Genomic DNA, 18,882 nt, shown 5'->3' on the forward strand with positions numbered 1-18,882 from the left:
AGTCTCTATAAAGGTTCCTAATTTATTTGATTTTGTAACATCAATAGTAGGCTTTGGGTATGTATCAAATGATTCTGATATTATTATAATTTTGAAGGAATATAGTTCCTTTTGTTGAAAGAGTTACTTAAGGAGAGTGTTGGGATTTGAAAAGAGATATGGAGTTAGTGAGAGAGCTATTATTGTTAATTGAAAACAACTACGGTAATGAATTAATAATCCCTAAGGAATGGGATAGAGAAATAGTTGCATACCATTTGAAAATTTTAGATCAAGCAGGATACGTAAATAACAATACCAAGTGGGCTGACAATAGGCCGATGTGGTTAATAGCATCCTTGACGTGGGATGGACATGAATTTTTAGATTCTATTAAAAATGATAATGTATGGGTGAAAACAAAAGATGGAGTTAAGAAGAGAGGTCTTGAACTAGGTTCTATTCCGTTTGATGTATTAAAAGAATATGCCAGCATTCAAATAAAGAGTATACTTGGACTATGAGCATCTATTTAGGTGCTTTTTCTATGGTCAAAACAAACACCAAGAGTTGGAAGTTGAAGTAACCGTACCAGGAAAAGGAGATTCTCTTAGGAATCAGAGTTGTCGGCATTTGTCGTTAAAATGATATAGAAATATAAACTAAAAATAGTTATGTTTTTCTAAGATAAAATTGAAAGGTGAACTAGAAATTATGGAAAAAAAGCAAAGATTAATTGAGGTTTTGGCAGTGAATAATAAACTACCTTTTGCATTAAAGTTTTCTAGTAAAAAAAATTTAGAGAGCTTGCAAAATGGAACACTTTACTTAAATAATTTCCAATACTATAAGGATCTTGAAATAAAAGAGAAAAGAAAAGGTCAAGGTGATGCTTTTGATGCATCCCTGCGGATTTCTGATGTAAAGTTAACTTTTAAACACCCTGCAACAGGTGAAACTCTTTTTACAGGAAGAGCAAGTAATGCCAACATGGAAAGTAATGAAGACTATCAAAAGCATCTATTCTGTATGACTGGAATAACTACTGATTTATTGGAAATAGTTCATATAGAAGATAATGTGGCTGTTACAAAGCTCGTATTGCCTGAAGAATTAAAAGAGAGGGCTCTTGAAAATTTTGGTGACCATGTGATGTGTATTAATATTGGCCAGTTTTTGAATAGAATAGAGCAAGTTTGTAGGGATAAAAACATTGCGCTTGTAAGGAATCCTGTTGAATACAGGGATATGTCTATCAATTACACAGACCGAATGGAAGCTTTTGCTACAAGTCGTTCGGATTTTTTCTTTCAAAAAGACATGTTTTTTGCATATCAAAATGAATATAGAATTTTGTTTCCAGATCTGATAAGCGATAAACCAGAAAAAATTGATATAGGTAACATTGAAAATTTTACTAATATACTGCCTACAAAGATATTAATAGAAGGAGAAATACTATTATCGTTTCATCTAACTGAAGAAGAATAGCTACAAATTTGAAGCACCTTAATTTGGTGCTTCTTTTACTTTTCTCAAACAAACAAATACCACTTAGGAGGTAAGGGATTTGTAGATGACCAGAGCAAGAAGAAAGAATAGAGATATTTGAAAGGGGACGTTTCAAACGCTTCCTTTAAATCCTGAAGCAAGAAAACCATCCCGCTTTTAAATGGACTTTTCTAGATTAAATACAAGCGTTAAGCTAGTGTAGATAATCTCCCTTGGCTGTTTTCTTAAGTGCAAACTAGTAAAATGAAACTATAATCTCCTTCGTTCGTATAGATGTCAGGAAGGAGTGTTATTATGTGGGAACTATTAAAACAAAAAGGAAATTTATTCATTCGAATCTGTTTAGTGGCGTTAATAATTTTCTTTATAATATTTGTTTTCTTGACATTAGCTATTGAAGAGCTTAATCAGAACTCTCGAATAATTACATACATATCTCTATTCATGGTTCTCTTTTCGATACCTAGTGTGATTGAGCAGTTTGCTAAGGAATTTAATCCTAAGAAAAAAGTGTACAAGTTATCTAGTAAATGTCCTAAATGTAAGCATTTAATTCAAATGGATATGAGGGAAGATTAAAAGGTGTAGTAAAACAATTGAAAGTGGGAGTGTTTTTATAGGGGGAATAATTTTCTTTATTATCACTGTACTCGACTATTGATTTAAATTCATTTTGGTAGGGCTTGCTTACATTTTGTCCAACTATAAATAAATAGGTTTTAATTTAGGGCAAGGTATGAGGATTCGAAATTAGGGGGAAATGCAAATGCATTCAAGGTTAGATGAAGCTTTAGCACTGTCTGAAAATATCTTACAAAATATTGAACTAGGTGAGGTTCCACTGCAAACAGCAATTCAAAAAACACTTAGGCTTGCCCGCCTAATAAATGACATGGAGTCTGTTGAATGGATTAGAGAAGAAATGAAAGGCTTTTCAAGAACTCCAACAGGCCATCTATCAGATATAGCTTGGAAATCTGCACGAAAATCAAATAGAATTTATTTTAACGATGATACTGATGACGAGAGAGCTTTCACTGAAACAGTTAGTGTAATGGAAGCTACAATAGAAGCTTTAAAAGAAAGAATGAAAGTTTCGCTTGATCCGGATGTATCAATTTCATCAGCATCAACATTCCTCCAACCTTTACCACAGGGGAATAAGCATGAAAGAAATGGTATTGCTAATCAAATAAAAGTACTAACTGAAAAAATTGAAAAGGTACGAGCTAGTTTTTATGATTATGTGTTTAATGTGAACTATGAATTAAAATTTAGCGATATTAATGAAAGTATATTTAATAAAAAGAGATTATTTGTAGATAAAAGACTTGCGGAAATTTCACCAGAAGCCGTCACGAGATTTGTGTCTGTTCACGAGAACTTAAGATCAACTAATTCTGAAGACTGGGCAAATGCAGTTCATTCGTGTAGAAGAATATTAAAAGATATTGCTGATGCATTATACCCACCTCGAGCTGAACCAATTATTGTCAAAGGGAAAACTATAAAAGTAGGAGAAGACCAAGTTATAAATCGGATAATCCAATATGTGGATTCAAAATCACATAGTGCGCGCTTTGAAGAATTAATCGGATCACATCTAAAATATCTTGGTGAAAGACTAGACAGTATATATGGAGCAGCTAATAAAGGGACTCATGCAGATGTATCTCTTGAAGAGGCAGAAAGATATATAATTTTCACATACCTGTTAATCGGCGATTTGCTCGCCTTATAACGGGAATTATTTGAACACCTCTTAGAAGAATAGTGGTATTGTTATTAACCAAAGGATAATTTGACAATTTTATTAATAAAAGTTTTAAAGGAATTATCACAATTAATAGGGGGAGTATAATGGATTTTTCATCTCAATTTGAACAAATTAAAGATTCAGTAGTAAACGTTTTGGTTCTTGATCAGAACCAGCAGATTGTATCGTCTGGAACTGGGGTTTTAGTTGGGGAAGGGAATAAGGTTGTAACTTGTTCGCATTGTCTCTTACCCAATTTGAAAAATGGTGTAAGATTTTCAGGATCGAATAATTTCCAATTGGGAAATATCATTTTTAATGATCCAGTGAAGGATATTGCAATTCTTGAGTTTAGCCAGCCCTTGGGTAAAGGAGTCGTCATTCGAAACTCTGATAACATAAAAATTGGGAAAGAAGCATTTGTAGTAGGGTTTCCATCTAAAATTATGGAGATAACTGCATTATTTGCTCATGTTGCCGGTTTTTCACCAACCAATAACGGTTTTGACTTAATCAGGATAGATTCATCAGTCAATCACGGTAATTCGGGCGGTCCACTATTCAATCACGAAGGAGAGTTGATAGGAATAGTAAATGCTAAGCATGGCTCTTTATCAGCGTTTTTAAGAGAAGTTCAACAAGCACAAGCAACAGGTGCCATTTTTGTGGGCAGCTTGGATCCGGTTAAAGCGATTCAGGAGTTAATTAAAGAAATGCAACAAAATCTAAATCTTGGAATTGGATATGCAATACCTATTAATGAAGTTGGAAAATCATATTCACCAATTTCTGAATTGATTCAGAATTAATGGATATATTTTAGAGTGAAAAATCGGTAAGTCAAATTATTGTTTTCAGAGTCTAGGGGACAGGTCATTCGACCCAATTTATCTTTAAAGCATAAAAGAGAAGAACAACCTGTCCCTCAGACCCACTGGATTCAGGATAATAAACAAATCCTCAAATTCTAACACCAGGTGTTTTTTAATCTGCAGAGAATAGAAAATATTTTCATTTATCTATTCAGCTTTTTTATTTATCCGATTCTTAAGTTCCTTTGCTCATATTCAACTTTTGTAACGAGCACCATACCTTCTGGAATTGTGATTACCACTTCAGCTTTTAGTTTTGCACAATGATGCTTTTTTTAACAGATTTATCTTATCCATAACAAAATCTAAATCACCTCTCCCATCTTCACTTCACCAGGAGTAAAAAGGATGTGTGCAGCATAATTTTGATATTGCATTGCTCTATTTCTTTCCGATATATGGTATTTAAATAGGGCGGCATTGTGTTATCTGCCCCCTTGCTTTTAAAGAATTCACAACACAAAAAACAGCGTATTTAACCACTCCGGGTTAAATACGCTATCATGCTTGATCCTCTAAAAACTGCCTTCTACGTTCTTCTTTTCACCTTTTTGGAATTCGAAAGCGGAGCCGAAGTATCTTTAACTAATTTTCCTTCTAATTCGATCGTTTCTCCTGGTGATTCTTCATGGCCAGCAAAAAGGGAGCCGATCATGACCATTGTTGCACCGAAACGTACGGATTTTGCGATATCGCCGTGTGTACGGATTCCGCCATCGGCAATGATTTGTTTGCTCGCTGCCTTTTCACATAAAGAAGTGCTGCCAACTGCCAGCCGCCCGTTCCGAAGCCTGTTTTAATTTTTGTGATACATACTTTTCCAGGACCAATCCCAACTTTTGTTGCATCTACTCCGGCATGTTCCAGTTCACGCACCGCTTCAGGTGTACCAACATTCCCGGCATGACAAAGCTCTCTGGCAGCTGTTTTTTGATATGCTGGATAATATTGATGACAGCATTGGAAAGCCCTTGGGCAATGTCGATCGTGATGTATTCAGGAGTAAGCCCTGCTGTTGCAAGCTCTTCAACGAATGAATATTCTTCTTCTTTCACTCCAAGACTGATGGAAGCGTAAAGGCCTTTTGCATTCATGTTTTCAATGAATGCATGACGCTTTTGTAGCTCAAAGCGGTGCATGACGTAAAAATAGTTATTTTCAGCAAGGTAAAGGGCAATTTTTTCATCGATGATGGTTTGTGTATTGCTGGTACAACAGGAAGCTTGAATTGACGGCCACCCAGTGTCACCGTGGTATCACACTCAGAACGGCTGTTTACCACACATTTATTTGGAACTAACGGAATATCTTCATAATCAAATACATTTTCCATGAGACACACCCCTAAAAGAATAATTTTCATAGTAATGTTAGATAAAAACTTAACGCATCAAAAAATCCTAACTATGAATGGGCAGAGTGAATCCACCCATTCATGGTTAGGATTTGACGGCTCCTAGTAGAAACTCTTAGACCATATCTCTAAGAATATATGAATGAAACTTTAAAGTGATTTTAACAAAAGTTCAATTATAAACGAACTTTTTGTTATGAGAACAACAAATTGGAATCCAGATTTGGGTTTTGGAGTAAATTGCAAAAACAGAGGTTTTTTACTGATGGAACAGACGCGGTCCAATGGTTGGTAAAGAGGAGGAAATTTGGAGATATAGAGAAGACGTATGAAACCATTTGGATTTCATCATCTTAATTAAAAAGGTAAGAAACTATATAACTCTGTTTATTCCCTTTTCAGGCGCTTCGCTTTCCTGCGTGCGGTCCGGAAGTCTCCTCTGTCTTGCCCTGCGAAATCTCCCCTCTCCTTTATCCCGCTAGAGTGTGCGCGCCTTCCACTCCAATCAACACTTACTATTCACCACATGCTAGGTGTCCTTGTGTATCAATACATTTCACATTTAAGCGACTACATCAGTCTATATATAATAGTTTAGTGAGAGAAACAAGCAGGGAAATTCTATGGTTGCATAGAAATGGTAAAAATAGAAATAAACTTGGGATTCCAATGCTTGTTGTTGAGGCAAAAGAAAAAATATCTAGTTTGGAAGAATAAAAAAAATTGAAAGATACCAACTAAAACAACGGAGCAGAAAGCAATTTATATAAATGTTTTAGTTTTACCAAAGAACTTTATGATGAAGGTAGTAGAATAGGAAATAAAAAACTATTAACAACTGACATATCAGAGAGAAATAAATCAAAACCACAGGATGGTATGCTTACAATCAAAAAAAGATCCTAAGAAAAAAAAGAAACCATTTTAAATTAATTGGTTATAGAAGGGAGTAATGAACATTATGGTTGAATCTGTAAGAGACCAACTCTTGCAAGAAATAGAAGAAGAGGTATTAGCAGAGGATAGTAATGAAAGTGTTGAAGCAGATATAGACCCTCAAAAAGAGGCAGAAATAGCAAGGAAGAGAACTGCATTATGGGAAGCAGTTCAAAATGGTGAAACAAAACACGTAACTCAGAGAGTAGCATCTATTTTAAATAGATTCGATGAAACTAGAAATTCGGATGTCGCCCTAATGATTAGGTATTGGGAAGTCTTTCAAGGGCATACAAAGAGTTCGGTGTCATACAACGATTTATTCAAATTGGAAAGGTTAACTACCATTGCAAGAGCTAGAGCAAAAATACAAAATGAGTATAAGTTATACTTGCCAACAGATAAAAAAGTAAGAACCTATAGGAAAGCTTTAGCAGAACAAACTAGCGAATATCAAATTGCCACCAAGCCTGAATTGCCAATAATGCATATTTATGCAGATGAAACGGGAAAAACGGATGATTATGTTATTGTAGGTGGGTTATGGGTGTTAGATGACCGAAGAAATGGTGAAATCAAAAGGAACTTAATAAATTGGTTAGGCGAAGCGTCATCCAAATATACGGGATTCCCCTCGGAATTTCATTTCAAGAGATTAAGTAATGATGGTTCTAATATTGAGGCCTACAAGGAATTTTTTAATAAATTTATAGGTCTTAGTGATGTAATAAGTTTTAAAGCAATCGGTGTCAATAAAACAAAGATTACTAAGGTCAAAATTCAAGAGCTTGTTGATGAACTTTATTACCAGTTAATACGACTTGGTATAAGTCATGAAACAAATACAGGAAGAATTGATTTTCCAAAACAAATAAGTTATATAAAAGACAAAGAAGGAAATGAAACAAGTTTTCACATTGAACAAATGTCACAAAAGATATCTGATAATCTCAATACTCATTATGATGGAAATTTAAAATTAAATGCTTATGCACCAATAGATTCAAAAATGGAGAGGTTTCTACAGGTTGCCGACTTGTTTACGGCAAGTGTAAACCGTGTAATGAATCACCAAAAAAAACAAGAAAAAAGAAATGCTAAAGATGAACTAGCAAATCATGTTTTAGAGTTAGTGAATTTAAAGGTAATAAATTTTAATGCGGAAAATTTCAAAGAAATTACAGAAGTTGATACTAAAGGGGATATGGCTATACTTTATTTATTCGATTAACAAAATTGTTATGGCAGGGGTTTTCGCCTTAAAGTTGATATATTAATTGAGAAAATTAGTGAAGAGTGCATTTCTTGAATCTACGGCACTTTATTAAGTCTAAAAAAGGAATAAGGATGACATTCAATACTTCTAGGTAACCACCGATCATTTAAGCAGCTCACAAAAGCATGGGGACGGTTCTAACGCTTCCTTCGAATTCTGAAAGAAGCATGAGAACCGTCGCTCTGTAATTATTTTCAAAATTGAAGAATATAACACCTTAGCAAAACATATTTTGAAGACAAGTTATCTAGACGGTTGACTTACCGCGTTTTTTCGAAATTTCAACAATATATTAATCACTATCACTCTAATGGCTGCACGATGTAATAGCTGTCTTTCTCTTTGCTATTAAAGTTTATAGAGTACTTCTCAAAATAACACAAATTTAAAGAGGCCTACCATTAGTTGATTAAACGATGAAAGCCTCTTTGTTTATGATTTAAATGATAAGCATCAAAAGTTTGACTCCATCATAAAAACTCCCTCATCCCCAAAGCCTTACCCAGAACACCCCGGATACCCATGTATATCCTTCACCGTTAACACATCATATTGCTTCAAGGCAAATTGCGCCTGTTATTTCATTTCTTCTGTGACGTGAAGGCATCCATTTTGCATTGTTTGTTCGTCCGTATGACCAAGCCGGAAAGGAAAAGGACGCCCCCCTATATGTGAAACAGTGACAACAGTTCCACGGGAGACGTCCCGCACTTTCTTCATAGTTGAGTTCATCAGTTTTTGATATCTGTTAGCGGTTGGATTTTAAGGTCATAATCGACTGTGACCTCCATCTGCTCCCATCTGTTTGACCATTCTTCCTCATTAAGAGGTTTTGAGAAAGGTCTCAAGGTATACTTTCTTATTTGTAAAGGGTCAACCTTATTCTCCTGAAGCTTTTTTAAAAACTTGGTAGTCTGTTCTTCTAGATACAATTCAATTTCCGTCTCGAACTTTGAAAATTCTTCTGGGGTGAGCACGTTATGTTCCCGAGCTATCTCGTCAAGCCGTCCGTTCAATTCAACGGTGAGCTTCAGTTCAGAGTATGTCTTATCCATATTCCAATGAACATTGGCTGTCACATGGCCTAGAACAAAGGATAAGTCACGGATCGGAAAATACTTTAAAAAGTGATCGTTGCCGATAAGCTGGTAAATTAGCTCTTCCATGTTGTTGGTGGTTTCGATCAATTTGTCATTTTTAAAAATACCAGTACCTTGATATTGGAAATTACCACCACTAGCTTCAAATACAGGCACTACTGGAGAATTAGCTGGTGAATGAAGCATTTTCATGAATTGATGCAAATTCACAACGGTCAATTTCCCCTGACCTTCGTAATGTTTGAACATCCGATAGAGATAATAGTCCAGGTCTTTTTGTGCTGCAAGTTGACTGTTGATGTACTCATCAAAATCCCCTTTGACAATGGCTACATACAAACGTTTAGAAATATCAGGATCTGTCAAAATCGTATCAATCAATGGACTGATCCCTTCTTTTGCAATTTCATCACTAATCAACAGCATCCGGAGTTGTCCAACTTTCAATTCTCTATAATATTTTAAATTAAAACCCTTCATGCCTTCTTTTAACAAGTCGACTTGAACAGTCAAAAGGCGTTTCTTTTCTTTTACAAGGGGAGGTATCAAAGTGCTCATTCTGTAGTTCTCCTCTTCTCCTTTCTGAATCGACCAAAAAGTCACAGGTGCGATTTCTTCAATCAGATTTTTTTCTGGAATAGGCGAACAACTTGATAAAAAGATTATATTAACAAAAATGACAAAATGTATTTTGATATGTTTATGTTTCATACTAGTCACGGACCTTTCGCTTTAAAGAGAGGAAAAGAAGTAATGGTACGAATAAATAAGTGAGTGCTCCTGCCCATATCGCTATTTCTAATAAAATATTTTGATTAGTTGCCTTTTTCCACAACATTTCATTAAGTATCATTAAACAAAGGATACATGTAGAACAACATAATGCAAAACCTAATCGAGTTGTTTGAACTTTTGATTTCTTCAGAGTGATACGAATGGCACCATAAAAAAGTAACAGGAATATTGATATGGCGAATACAAAGTGAAATAAGTATACAGAGATAAAAATTATATCAATTCGCTCAAATACCGGAAAGTTAAGGTAGCGTATCATTTCCACGATCGGCAATTTGCTTTCTCCAAGATAATGTGATCCGAAAAAAAACAAAGAGGCAATGAATATAAACAGATATTCAAAAACGGTAAAAGTATTTCCGATTGTCATGTATTTGAGGATTTTTTCTCTCGTATTGAACCAAGGTGCAAGTAAAGCCAAATATTCTGGACCAGATAAGGCGGACCATATAAACAGCACACTTTTCCATGATTTCATCGTCCATTCATATGGTATTAACGGAAATAGATCATGTATAGTAGCAAAAGGCTGAAAAGGGAAGTTCAATAATAACAAGAGCATTGGAGCTGTAAACAAAAAAGCGATGACGATAAAACGGATCGTACTGTTCATCCCAAGTGAAGCAACATACCAGCAAATAAGCAAAATGAAAAGGATCATCCAATTCGTATTCACTGCAGGGAAGATAAAATGTTGTACTACTTCTACATATCCGAGTGTGATTACTGTTACTTTTAATAAAATGAAACCGATTCCGATGAAAGAAAGTAACCGTACCAAACGCTCACCGAAAAGATCTACAAAACCTTCGTAGCCTTTGGATGCATACTTGGAAGTAAACCATTTCGATAACATGAATATACTGACCTGTGATAGTCCCCCTACGATGATAATCATCCAAATCATATAGGGGTATATGAGAAAAACTGGCATAATAATCGCAAAATATAGCATTTGTATCCTGTTGACCATCAAAGTCATATAAACACCATTATATGAAGAGGTTTTCTCGAACAATGAAAGTTCAGTCAATGGGATTATCTCCTTCGGCTATAACGCCATTTTTGTAAAGGATGAAGAGCCTCAGGTCTTGTTTTCATCCATTGCAATGGTCCGCGAATAAATAGATCAAGCCAATCTTTCCCATAAAAAGGTGTAACAGGGACTAAATATGGCTGCTTCAAGGAAGTAAGTGCGTTCATATGGACAAAAAGTATAAGGATGCCCATAAAAATGCCCATTACTCCAAGAAAAGAAGCAAGGATCAATAGTATGAATTGTATCAAAGTGTTGGCTTTGGACATCAAATAATTCGGCACTAGAAACGAAGCGATTGCAGAAATACCAACCAAAACGATCAGAACTTGACTAGCGAACCCTGCTTCTACAGCTGCCTGTCCAACGACAATACCACCGATGACGCCTAATGTTTGACCAGATTTCGTAGGCATTCTTAGACTTGCTTCTTTAATGATTTCAATTGTCACCAACATAATGAGCGATTCCCAAAACGGGCTTAGTGGCAATTGACTTCTCGTATCCACAAGGACGAATAAAATTTGCAAGGGAATCATCTGATAATGATGTGTCGCTAACGCAACATATAGTGGAACCATCAGTAAGGAGAGCATGAAACTTAAATATCTTATGATCCGCAAGAAGCTTGCAACAATCCAACGATTAATATAATCTTCAGGTGATTGGAATAAATGGAAAAAGGTGATTGGAGCATTCAGAGCAAACGGTGTATTATCGACCAGTATGACAAGTTTACCAACGCCAAGTGCGAAGGCACACACATCAGGACGGTCAGTTTGTTGAAATTGTGGAAATACAGTATGTGTGTGATCTTCCATAAAAGCTGCTAGTTGGGAGGAGTCAAGGATTTGGTCATAATTTACATTCTTGATTTTCTCCCTTGCAATCGTAATGAATTTAGTATTCGTTATACCTTCGATATACATTAAGACAACATTTGTTTCAGTTAGTGATCCTACCGTGAATTTTTCTGTTTTCAAGGTTGTTATTGGCAGCCTTCTGCGAATCAATGCTATATTCAGTTCTATGTTTTCAGTGAAACTGTCCTTGGCTCCATAAAGAATTGTTTCTGTTTCAGAGGTTTCTATCCCTCTTCCTGATGGATCTTTAAGATTGACTGAACACCATTGATTTTCATCGGTGTCAAAAATAAGTATGGATCCCAGCATCAATTGTTTTTCGGCCTCTTCCACCGTTAAAATTTCTGTGATTTTGGAGGCGGAAATACATTCCAAATGATTTTCATTGCTGCAGCTCCGTAATGGTTGAATTACAGATTCATTCAACCTTGCGATATCAATCAATGTTCTTATGTATACCAGTATAATGGTTGAAACATTAGGTGTTTGATGTTCTATTATTTCAGCGTCTTCCATATTGTCTACGCGTTCAAGGATAACCTCTAGTGTGATTGGTGTATTTTGGGCTTGCTCTGTGCTATTTCTTACCCCTGTACTCGTCCTCTTCCTAAACATGAACATCAATCTCCTAATAAGATAATAATGTATTTGCACCATTGATATTATGTTCAGATTCAGCCAATTCATACCATCAGAAAATGACATAAGAACCCATTTTAGCGGTTTCTCGTCACAATAACACTCCCTTAACTTTTGCAATCAACTCATCCTCATCATAAATTAAACAATCAACTGGCTTGGAGATACGGGTACTTTGTCGCGCTTGGAGTCATGGCCGTCATGGGGATAAGCTTGTTTATTTGGTTTAAGTGGAAGGGATGGTTTAAGTAAGATAGCATTAAAGCCTTATATGTAGCGTGAAGCGAGTATGAAACCATTTGTGGTTTATACTCGTTTTTTATTCGGAAGAATTTTAATATAGGAACTAATTGTATATACGATACATATTAGTTAGGAATATAACCCTCAGGGCTCCCGCAAACGCATGCCAGAAGTGTTATAATTTAGAAAATTATAACGGAAGGGTGCGCTAGCATGTCTCTTTCTAAATTAGAAGAGAAGTTACATCTTCAACAAGAAGAGCTATTTCAAGTCAAAAATTGGATGACACCAAGCCCTTATTTTATTCGTCCATGGAACACAATGCGAAAGGCTTCTGAGATGATGGTACATTTTCAACTGGATTGCCTACCTGTCGTGGACGAAGCCAATAAGATAATTGACATTATTACTTCGAGAAAACTCCTACAATATTTTGCGCAAGGCAATGGTGGGGAAAAACTAATCAGCAGCATTCCAAAGGCGAATCTCGCTTTTGTCCGTCCAGATGAGTCTATTCTTCATACCCTATCACTTCCATATGATTATTATCCTGTATTAGATAAAAGCGGCAAGCTTGTTGGCGTTCTAACAGCAAGGGATATACTCGACGGGGTGTCCAAATATATGTATAAACTGAATCAACAACATTCTTCAAGTGCTCTTGGGGCCATTCTAGAATCGGCGTATGAGGGGATTGCGGTAGTCGATGAAAATGGTATTTTGCAGGAATTCAATGAAGCATATAGCCGGTTTACAGGAATTTCACGTGAGGATGCCATTGGGAGGCATGTGACAGAAGTAATTGATAATACCCACCTGCATGAGACAGTGAAAACGGGGATTGCAGAAAGGGGTGTTCTCCAAAACATTCAAGGACATGACATGGTGGTCCATCGTATTCCACTTTGGCAGAATGGCAGGATTGCTGGGGCTATTGGAATGCTCATTTTTGAAGGTGTTACAGAAGTATATAAAATCTATGAAAAGCTTCAGGGAAATCAAGAAAAGCAACAAGACTTGCTGACAAAAAAACAGGAAAAAGACAGCCGGATTACGATTGATCAAATCATTGGCACGAGCGATGGTCTGATGGAGGTAAAGAGGATGGCTCGTAAGGCAGCAAGAACTGCAGCTACGGTCTTGATAACAGGTGAAAGCGGAACGGGAAAGGAGATGTTTGCAAAAAGCATTCACCACCTCAGCCCCTTTTCAACCGGTCCGTTCATTAGCGTGAATTGTGGAGCCATTCCAGAGCATCTCTTTGAATCGGAATTATTTGGCTATGAAGAAGGGGCCTTTACCGGGGCAAGAAAGGGCGGGAAGCCGGGGAAATTTGAGCTTGCCGACAATGGGACGATATTTCTCGATGAAATTGGAGATATGCCACTTGTGATGCAGACGAAGCTATTAAGGGTGCTTCAGGAAAAGGAAGCGGAACGGGTAGGAGGTCTGAAAAAGATCCAAATCAATGCAAGAGTCATTGCTGCGACCAACCGTAACCTAAAGCAATTAATTGAAGTGGGAAAATTTCGGGAGGATCTATACTACCGGCTTAATATTATTCAATTGCATATCCCTCCGCTTCGTGAAAGGAAAAAGGATATACCGGTTCTTCTGATTTATTATTTGAGAGAAATATGTGAACGGTATCAGATGCCAGCAAAAATTTTCACGTCTGAAGCAGTGAAGGCCTTTGTCCAGTATTCTTGGCGAGGAAACATCAGGGAGATGGTGAACACGATTGAGCAACTGGTGACGCTTGTAGATGTAAAGGTGATTGAATATCATCATTTGCCGGATATATTGAAACGCTTGGAAACTACGAATACAAAAGTAGAACGAGGTTTTCTCGAAGAAGCCAAGTTTTTGGGAAACAAAAAAGAGTCGGAATTAATTCTCGAGGCACTAAAAAAAGCTGGTGGTAATAAATCCAAGGCTTCAGAATTGCTTGGCATCCATCGAACAACTCTTTATCAAAAGCTTAAAAAACACGGATTAGCATGAGGGTGGTGTAGGGTTTTCACTACAATAAATCTACAACTGTAGTGTAGGGACTACATTTTTACGGTCATAGAACTTTGGAATGTAAGGGTTTCCATGTTGGCACACTTTTTGCAAGTATGTTTTTGACAGAACAAAAGGGGTGGAAAGTTCAATGGAGAAACCAGCAATTTTTCGTGTTCCGGAGGTTATTTTTTATGGAAGAGGCTCTTATGAAAAGGTTGGAGTGGAAGCTGCACAAAGGGGGAGCAAAGCTTTAGTCATTAGTGATCGAATAATGGATCAACTGGGATATGTCAATGAATGCAGAACGTATTTGGACGCAACGGATGTTCAAAGTGTCGTATATCTTGGGGTAGCGTCTGAGCCAACTGATGTTTATGTAGCAGAAGCAATGGAGATTTTCCAAAAAGAGCAATGTGATTTGGTCATCTCTGTTGGTGGGGGAAGCTGTATCGATACAGCAAAGGCAATTGCGGTTCTTGTGACGAACGGAGGCTATATTGGCGACTATATGGGTGGAAAGAAGCTCGCAATGCAAGCGTCAGTTCCTCACATTGCGATACCGACAACAGCAGGGACAGGCTCTGAGGCAACAGATGTAACGGTGATTACGAGTTCCTCCACTGATGTCAAAATGATGATTAAACAGCCTGCTTTTATGCCAAATGTTGCAATTGTTGATCCGTTGCTGACCTTATCCTCACCGCAACATGTAACATCAGCAACTGGAGTGGACGCGCTAAGTCATGCGGTGGAAGCTTATTTGTCCAAGAGAGCACATCCAATGACAGACACGATAGCCTTATCAGCTATGAAGCTTATCGTGGAGAATATTTTAACCGCATACAATGATGGGGGAAATATCGATGCGCGTGAGGCGATGAGTTTGGGAGCGCTTCAGGCTGGAATGGCATTCTCAAACGCATCTGTATGTCTAGTGCATGGTATGAGCCGTCCGATAGGGGCTCTGTTCCATGTGCCACACGGAATTTCGAATGCCATGCTGTTGCCGGCGGTGTTGGAATTCAGCCAGGAATCATGTGTGGATCGCATGGCGGATATCGGCAGGATTTTTACAGCTCAAAACCAAGCCCTTTCCAATAAAGAAGCGGCTGAGGTTGCGGTTCAATCTATTAAGGAGCTTTGCTTAAAATTACAGATTCCTAACTTGCGAGGTTGGGGGATCGATGAGCAAGCATTTAAGCTTGCCGTGGCGAAAATGACAGCAGACGCAATTGACTCTGGCAGTCCGGCAAATAACCCAAGAGTGCCGACCCAGGTTGAATTGGCAGAACTGTACCATGTTTGCTATGACTATCAGCTTGCTACTGAGGAAGAGAAAGTCTAATTCATAGATTCTAAAGGTGAAAGGAGAAATGAAAGATGACAACAGCAACACAAAACATATTAAAAAACTTTATCAATGGGGAATGGGTCGACGCCAATACGGATAAATTCGAAGCTGTGCCAAATCCTGCTACTGGTGAGGTACTTGCACATACGCCTATATCTACAAAGGTGGATGTTGATAAAGCGGTTCAAGCAGCAAAAGAAGCGTTCAAAATCTGGAGTAAAACACCAGTTCCGAAGAGAGCAAGGGTATTATTTAAATATCAGCAGCTATTAATAGACCACTGGGATGAGTTAGCCAAATTGATTACACAGGAAAACGGCAAAAGCTTTAAAGAAGCATATGGCGAGGTACAGCGTGGCATAGAATGTGTGGAATTCGCTGCAGGTGCCCCATCCCTGATGATGGGTAAGCAGCTTCCAGATATTGCAACAAATATTGAATCAGGCATGTACCGTTATCCCGTTGGTGTCATTGGCGGCATTACACCTTTTAACTTTCCGATGATGGTTCCTTGCTGGATGTTCCCTCTTGCCATTGCATGCGGAAATACATTCGTCCTAAAGCCATCAGAAAGGACACCGATCCTAGCTAACCGCCTGGCAGAATTGTTTACAGAAGCTGGTCTCCCTTCTGGCGTATTCAATATTGTCCATGGTGCACATGATGTAGTAAACAGCCTAATTGAGCATAAAGATGTACCTGCTATTTCTTTTGTTGGTTCCCAACCAGTTGCCGAATACATTTACAAATCTGCGACAGCAAAAGGCAAACGGGTTCAGGCACTTGCCGGTGCGAAAAATCACTCCATTGTCATGCCGGATGCGGACCTTGACAGTGCGGTAAAAGAAATTATTGGTGCAGCATACGGTTCTGCAGGAGAAAGATGCATGGCGTGCTCCGTTGTAGTAGCGGTGGACTCGGTTGCAGATGAGCTTGTTGCGAGATTGAAAAAAGAGGCAAGCCAGCTGACAATTGGAAACGGGATGGACGAGGATGTCTTCTTAGGTCCAGTTATCCGCCAAGAAAATAAAGACCGTACAAGTAGCTATATTGAGAGTGGCGAACAAGAAGGGGCTTCCCTTGTCCGCGACGGCCGCAATGACGAAGCTTATCACGAAAAGGGTTATTTTATTGGCCCAACTATTTTTGATCATGTTCAACCAACTATGAAAATCTGGAAGGAAGAAATCTTTGCTCCAGTACTATCCATTGTTCGCGTGAAGAATCTGGAAGAAGCAATCGAACTTACCAATAACTCTGATTTTGGAAACGGCGCATGTCTTTTCACTCAAAATGGCAGCAATGTCCGCACCTTCAGAGAAAACATTGAAGTCGGCATGCTTGGTGTCAACATAGGTGTCCCTGCCCCAATGGCATTCTTCCCTTTCTCAGGCTGGAAAAACTCCTTCTACGGTGATCTTCATGCTAACGGATCAGACGGAGTAGAATTTTATACAAGAAGAAAAATGCTGACGGCCCGTTGGTAAAATGAAAGAAGAGCTGCTGATATTTAATATCAAGCAGCTCTTCTTTTATGAAGATGAATTCTCTTCTGACCATTTTACTTTTTTAAGTCCCATATCTAGACGCTTAGTACACCTTATCCCCATTAAAAATAGAATTTTTCACAATCACATAATCTACGTGACGGATGGAGTCTAAAGTGGTTCCACCAGCGTAGGAAATGGAAGATTGAAGATCTTGTTCCATTTCGGTCAATGTGTCCTGTAAGGAACCTTTATGCTCGACAAACATTTTTTTACCTTCTACGTTCTTCTTTTCGCCTTTTTGGAATTCGGAAGCAGAACCGAAGTATTCTTTAACAAGCTTTCCTTCTATTTCGATCGTTTCTCCTGGTGATTCTTCATGGCCGGCAAAAAGGGAGCCGATCATGACCATACTTGCACCGAAACGTACGGATTTCGCGATATCACCGTGTGTGCGGATTCCACCATCGGCAATGATCGGTTTGCTTGCTGCCTTTGCACATAAACGAAGTGCTGCCAACTGCCAGCCTCCAGTTCCGAAGCCTGTTTTAATTTTCGTGATACATACTTTACCAGGACCGATTCCTACTTTTGTTGCATCTGCGCCGGCATGTTCCAGTTCACGCACTGCTTCAGGAGTACCAACATTTCCGGCAATGACAAAGCTCTCTGGCAAGTGTTTTTTGATATGCTGAATCATATTGATGACAGCATTTGAATGGCCATGGGCAATGTCGATTGTGATGAATTCAGGAGTAAGACCTGCTGCTGCAAGCTCTTCAACGAAGGAATACTCTTCTTCTTTCACTCCAACGCTGATGGAAGCGTAAAGGGCTTTTGCATGCATGTTCTCAATGAATGCTTGACGCTTTTGTGGCTCAAAGCGGTGCATGATGTAAAAGTAGTTATTTTCAGCAAGATATAGGGCAATCTTTTCATCAATGATCGTTTGCATATTGGCTGGCACTACAGGAAGTTTAAATTGACGGCCACCAAGAGTTACCGTGGTATCACACTCAGATCGGCTGTTAACTACACATTTATTTGGGACTAACTGAATATCTTCATAATCAAATACATTTTCCATGAGACACACTCCTAAAAGAATAATTTTCATAGTAATGTTCGGTTTTTACACAACAAAAAATCCAGACTAAAAATGGGCAGAGCAATCCTACCCATTCGTAGTTAGGATTTTACGGCTCCTAGTAGAAACTCTTAGACCATATCTCTAAGAATATACGAATGAAACTTTATAAGTAATTTCAACACAAATTTGATTATAAACGAACCTTATTGTTATGTAAATAATAAAATGTTCGTATTTAATTTAAAATCAGGTAGAGTTTTAAATGTTTTTAGTCGAGGTGGAGTTTTTTTCGCTAATAAAGCATATAGAACACACCATTGAGATCTTTGGAGTTTTCGTGTGTCTATTTTCTATGAACCAGTTTGACTTAAAGCAATAATGAGCCCGATTACGAAACACTCGAAGCTTATCTTTTAGTCGAAATAGTAATTTTTAAACAAACGTTTGATTAAATTGAATTTTGTTATTGAATTAACGGGCTTGAAAATGGTTCGAGAAATATCGACTATTTTCGAAAGGTATATTGAAATACAAATATAGTGGGGTTACTCATTAAGAGGGGATTAGAAATGGATTTAGTAGAGAT

General features: G+C 37.8%; 15 protein-coding genes, 1 pseudogene and 2 riboswitches. Of the genes and pseudogenes, 9 read left to right on the top strand and 7 right to left on the bottom strand.

What is annotated here, in order from left to right; genetic code table 11:
* The first annotated feature begins 146 nt into the window (after positions 1–146).
* The 5 genes from ACFVAD_RS23040 to ACFVAD_RS23060 all read left to right on the top strand — a co-directional run bounded on the left by ACFVAD_RS23040 (position 147) and on the right by ACFVAD_RS23060 (position 4,056).
* Entirely contained in the window at positions 147–503 is a 357-nt protein-coding gene (locus ACFVAD_RS23040) for a DUF2513 domain-containing protein (protein ID WP_386645921.1), read from the top strand.
* A 190-nt stretch (positions 504–693) separates the two neighbouring features.
* Complete coding sequence (locus tag ACFVAD_RS23045; protein WP_386645924.1) at positions 694–1,470, top strand: hypothetical protein; 777 nt, start codon at positions 694–696, stop codon at positions 1,468–1,470.
* A gap of 315 nt (positions 1,471–1,785) precedes the next feature.
* On the top strand, positions 1,786–2,070 hold the full coding sequence (locus tag ACFVAD_RS23050) for a hypothetical protein (RefSeq protein WP_386645927.1): 285 nt from the start codon (positions 1,786–1,788) through the stop codon (positions 2,068–2,070).
* A gap of 187 nt (positions 2,071–2,257) precedes the next feature.
* Complete coding sequence (locus tag ACFVAD_RS23055; protein ID WP_386645929.1) at positions 2,258–3,232, top strand: AbiTii domain-containing protein; 975 nt, start codon at positions 2,258–2,260, stop codon at positions 3,230–3,232.
* Positions 3,233–3,351: 119 nt separating this feature from the next.
* The gene (locus ACFVAD_RS23060) at positions 3,352–4,056 is read left to right on the top strand and encodes a S1 family peptidase (RefSeq protein ID WP_386645932.1); all 705 of its coding nucleotides are present in this window, start codon (positions 3,352–3,354) and stop codon (positions 4,054–4,056) included.
* A gap of 592 nt (positions 4,057–4,648) precedes the next feature.
* On the opposite strand, the pseudogene ACFVAD_RS23065 reads toward ACFVAD_RS23060, so the two are convergent.
* From ACFVAD_RS23065 to ACFVAD_RS23075, 3 genes and pseudogenes are all read right to left on the bottom strand, one after another.
* Positions 4,649–4,995: pseudogene (locus tag ACFVAD_RS23065) on the bottom strand (IMP dehydrogenase).
* A complete protein-coding gene (locus tag ACFVAD_RS23070) occupies positions 4,968–5,213 on the bottom strand; it encodes a hypothetical protein (protein WP_386645935.1) in 246 nt (81 codons plus the stop codon). The pseudogene ACFVAD_RS23065 and the gene ACFVAD_RS23070 overlap by 28 nt, the downstream one beginning before the upstream one ends.
* Positions 5,210–5,452 (bottom strand): hypothetical protein, encoded by a 243-nt coding sequence (locus ACFVAD_RS23075; protein ID WP_386645938.1) that lies wholly within the window; start codon positions 5,450–5,452, stop codon positions 5,210–5,212. The genes ACFVAD_RS23070 and ACFVAD_RS23075 overlap by 4 nt, the downstream gene beginning before the upstream one ends.
* An 83-nt stretch (positions 5,453–5,535) precedes the next feature.
* Positions 5,536–5,635, bottom strand: a riboswitch (purine riboswitch).
* 790 nt (positions 5,636–6,425) lie between these two features.
* On the opposite strand from ACFVAD_RS23075, the gene ACFVAD_RS23080 reads away from it, so the two are divergent.
* Positions 6,426–7,640: a DUF3800 domain-containing protein gene (locus ACFVAD_RS23080; RefSeq protein WP_386645941.1), complete on the top strand. Its 1,215-nt coding sequence runs from the start codon at positions 6,426–6,428 to the stop codon at positions 7,638–7,640.
* 776 nt (positions 7,641–8,416) lie between these two features.
* Here ACFVAD_RS23080 and ACFVAD_RS23085 read toward each other — a convergent pair.
* Genes ACFVAD_RS23085 through ACFVAD_RS23095 form a run of 3 tightly spaced genes read right to left on the bottom strand, consistent with a single transcriptional unit; the run spans position 8,417 to position 12,094 of the window.
* Positions 8,417–9,496 (bottom strand): Ger(x)C family spore germination protein, encoded by a 1,080-nt coding sequence (locus tag ACFVAD_RS23085; protein WP_386645944.1) that lies wholly within the window; start codon positions 9,494–9,496, stop codon positions 8,417–8,419.
* A gap of 1 nt (position 9,497) precedes the next feature.
* Positions 9,498–10,613 (bottom strand): GerAB/ArcD/ProY family transporter, encoded by a 1,116-nt coding sequence (locus ACFVAD_RS23090; RefSeq protein WP_386645946.1) that lies wholly within the window; start codon positions 10,611–10,613, stop codon positions 9,498–9,500.
* Between the two features lie 5 nt (positions 10,614–10,618).
* A complete protein-coding gene (locus ACFVAD_RS23095) occupies positions 10,619–12,094 on the bottom strand; it encodes a spore germination protein (protein WP_386645949.1) in 1,476 nt (491 codons plus the stop codon).
* A 480-nt stretch (positions 12,095–12,574) separates the two neighbouring features.
* On the opposite strand from ACFVAD_RS23095, the gene ACFVAD_RS23100 reads away from it, so the two are divergent.
* The 3 genes from ACFVAD_RS23100 (at position 12,575) to ACFVAD_RS23110 (ending at position 17,206) form a co-directional block, all read left to right on the top strand.
* Positions 12,575–14,365 carry a sigma 54-interacting transcriptional regulator gene (locus ACFVAD_RS23100; protein WP_386645952.1) on the top strand — a complete coding sequence of 597 codons (1,791 nt, stop codon included), beginning with the start codon at positions 12,575–12,577 and terminating at the stop codon, positions 14,363–14,365.
* Positions 14,366–14,516: 151 nt separating this feature from the next.
* A complete protein-coding gene (locus ACFVAD_RS23105) occupies positions 14,517–15,713 on the top strand; it encodes an iron-containing alcohol dehydrogenase (protein WP_386645954.1) in 1,197 nt (398 codons plus the stop codon).
* Between the two features lie 35 nt (positions 15,714–15,748).
* Positions 15,749–17,206: a CoA-acylating methylmalonate-semialdehyde dehydrogenase gene (locus tag ACFVAD_RS23110; RefSeq protein ID WP_386645957.1), complete on the top strand. Its 1,458-nt coding sequence runs from the start codon at positions 15,749–15,751 to the stop codon at positions 17,204–17,206.
* Positions 17,207–17,309: 103 nt separating this feature from the next.
* Here ACFVAD_RS23110 and guaC read toward each other — a convergent pair whose 3' ends face one another.
* Positions 17,310–18,293 (bottom strand): GMP reductase, encoded by a 984-nt coding sequence (gene guaC / locus ACFVAD_RS23115; protein ID WP_386645960.1) that lies wholly within the window; start codon positions 18,291–18,293, stop codon positions 17,310–17,312.
* Between the two features lie 78 nt (positions 18,294–18,371).
* A riboswitch (purine riboswitch) is annotated at positions 18,372–18,471 on the bottom strand.
* Positions 18,472–18,882: the final 411 nt, after the last annotated feature.

The sequence above is a fragment of the Sutcliffiella sp. NPDC057660 genome (genome assembly GCF_042800035.1).
Taxonomy (GTDB): domain Bacteria; phylum Bacillota; class Bacilli; order Bacillales; family Bacillaceae_I; genus Sutcliffiella_A.

Coding starts and splice junctions, on each gene's coding strand:
- ACFVAD_RS23070 (WP_386645935.1), bottom strand. CDS start 5,213: ATGAATGCAAAAGGCCTTTACGCTTCCATCAGTCTTGGAGTGAAAGAA.
- ACFVAD_RS23100 (WP_386645952.1), top strand. CDS start 12,575: ATGTCTCTTTCTAAATTAGAAGAGAAGTTACATCTTCAACAAGAAGAG.
- guaC (WP_386645960.1), bottom strand. CDS start 18,293: ATGGAAAATGTATTTGATTATGAAGATATTCAGTTAGTCCCAAATAAA.
- ACFVAD_RS23095 (WP_386645949.1), bottom strand. CDS start 12,094: ATGTTTAGGAAGAGGACGAGTACAGGGGTAAGAAATAGCACAGAGCAA.
- ACFVAD_RS23060 (WP_386645932.1), top strand. CDS start 3,352: ATGGATTTTTCATCTCAATTTGAACAAATTAAAGATTCAGTAGTAAAC.
- ACFVAD_RS23105 (WP_386645954.1), top strand. CDS start 14,517: ATGGAGAAACCAGCAATTTTTCGTGTTCCGGAGGTTATTTTTTATGGA.
- ACFVAD_RS23055 (WP_386645929.1), top strand. CDS start 2,258: ATGCATTCAAGGTTAGATGAAGCTTTAGCACTGTCTGAAAATATCTTA.
- ACFVAD_RS23110 (WP_386645957.1), top strand. CDS start 15,749: ATGACAACAGCAACACAAAACATATTAAAAAACTTTATCAATGGGGAA.
- ACFVAD_RS23075 (WP_386645938.1), bottom strand. CDS start 5,452: ATGGAAAATGTATTTGATTATGAAGATATTCCGTTAGTTCCAAATAAA.
- ACFVAD_RS23080 (WP_386645941.1), top strand. CDS start 6,426: ATGAACATTATGGTTGAATCTGTAAGAGACCAACTCTTGCAAGAAATA.
- ACFVAD_RS23085 (WP_386645944.1), bottom strand. CDS start 9,496: ATGAAACATAAACATATCAAAATACATTTTGTCATTTTTGTTAATATA.
- ACFVAD_RS23045 (WP_386645924.1), top strand. CDS start 694: ATGGAAAAAAAGCAAAGATTAATTGAGGTTTTGGCAGTGAATAATAAA.
- ACFVAD_RS23050 (WP_386645927.1), top strand. CDS start 1,786: ATGTGGGAACTATTAAAACAAAAAGGAAATTTATTCATTCGAATCTGT.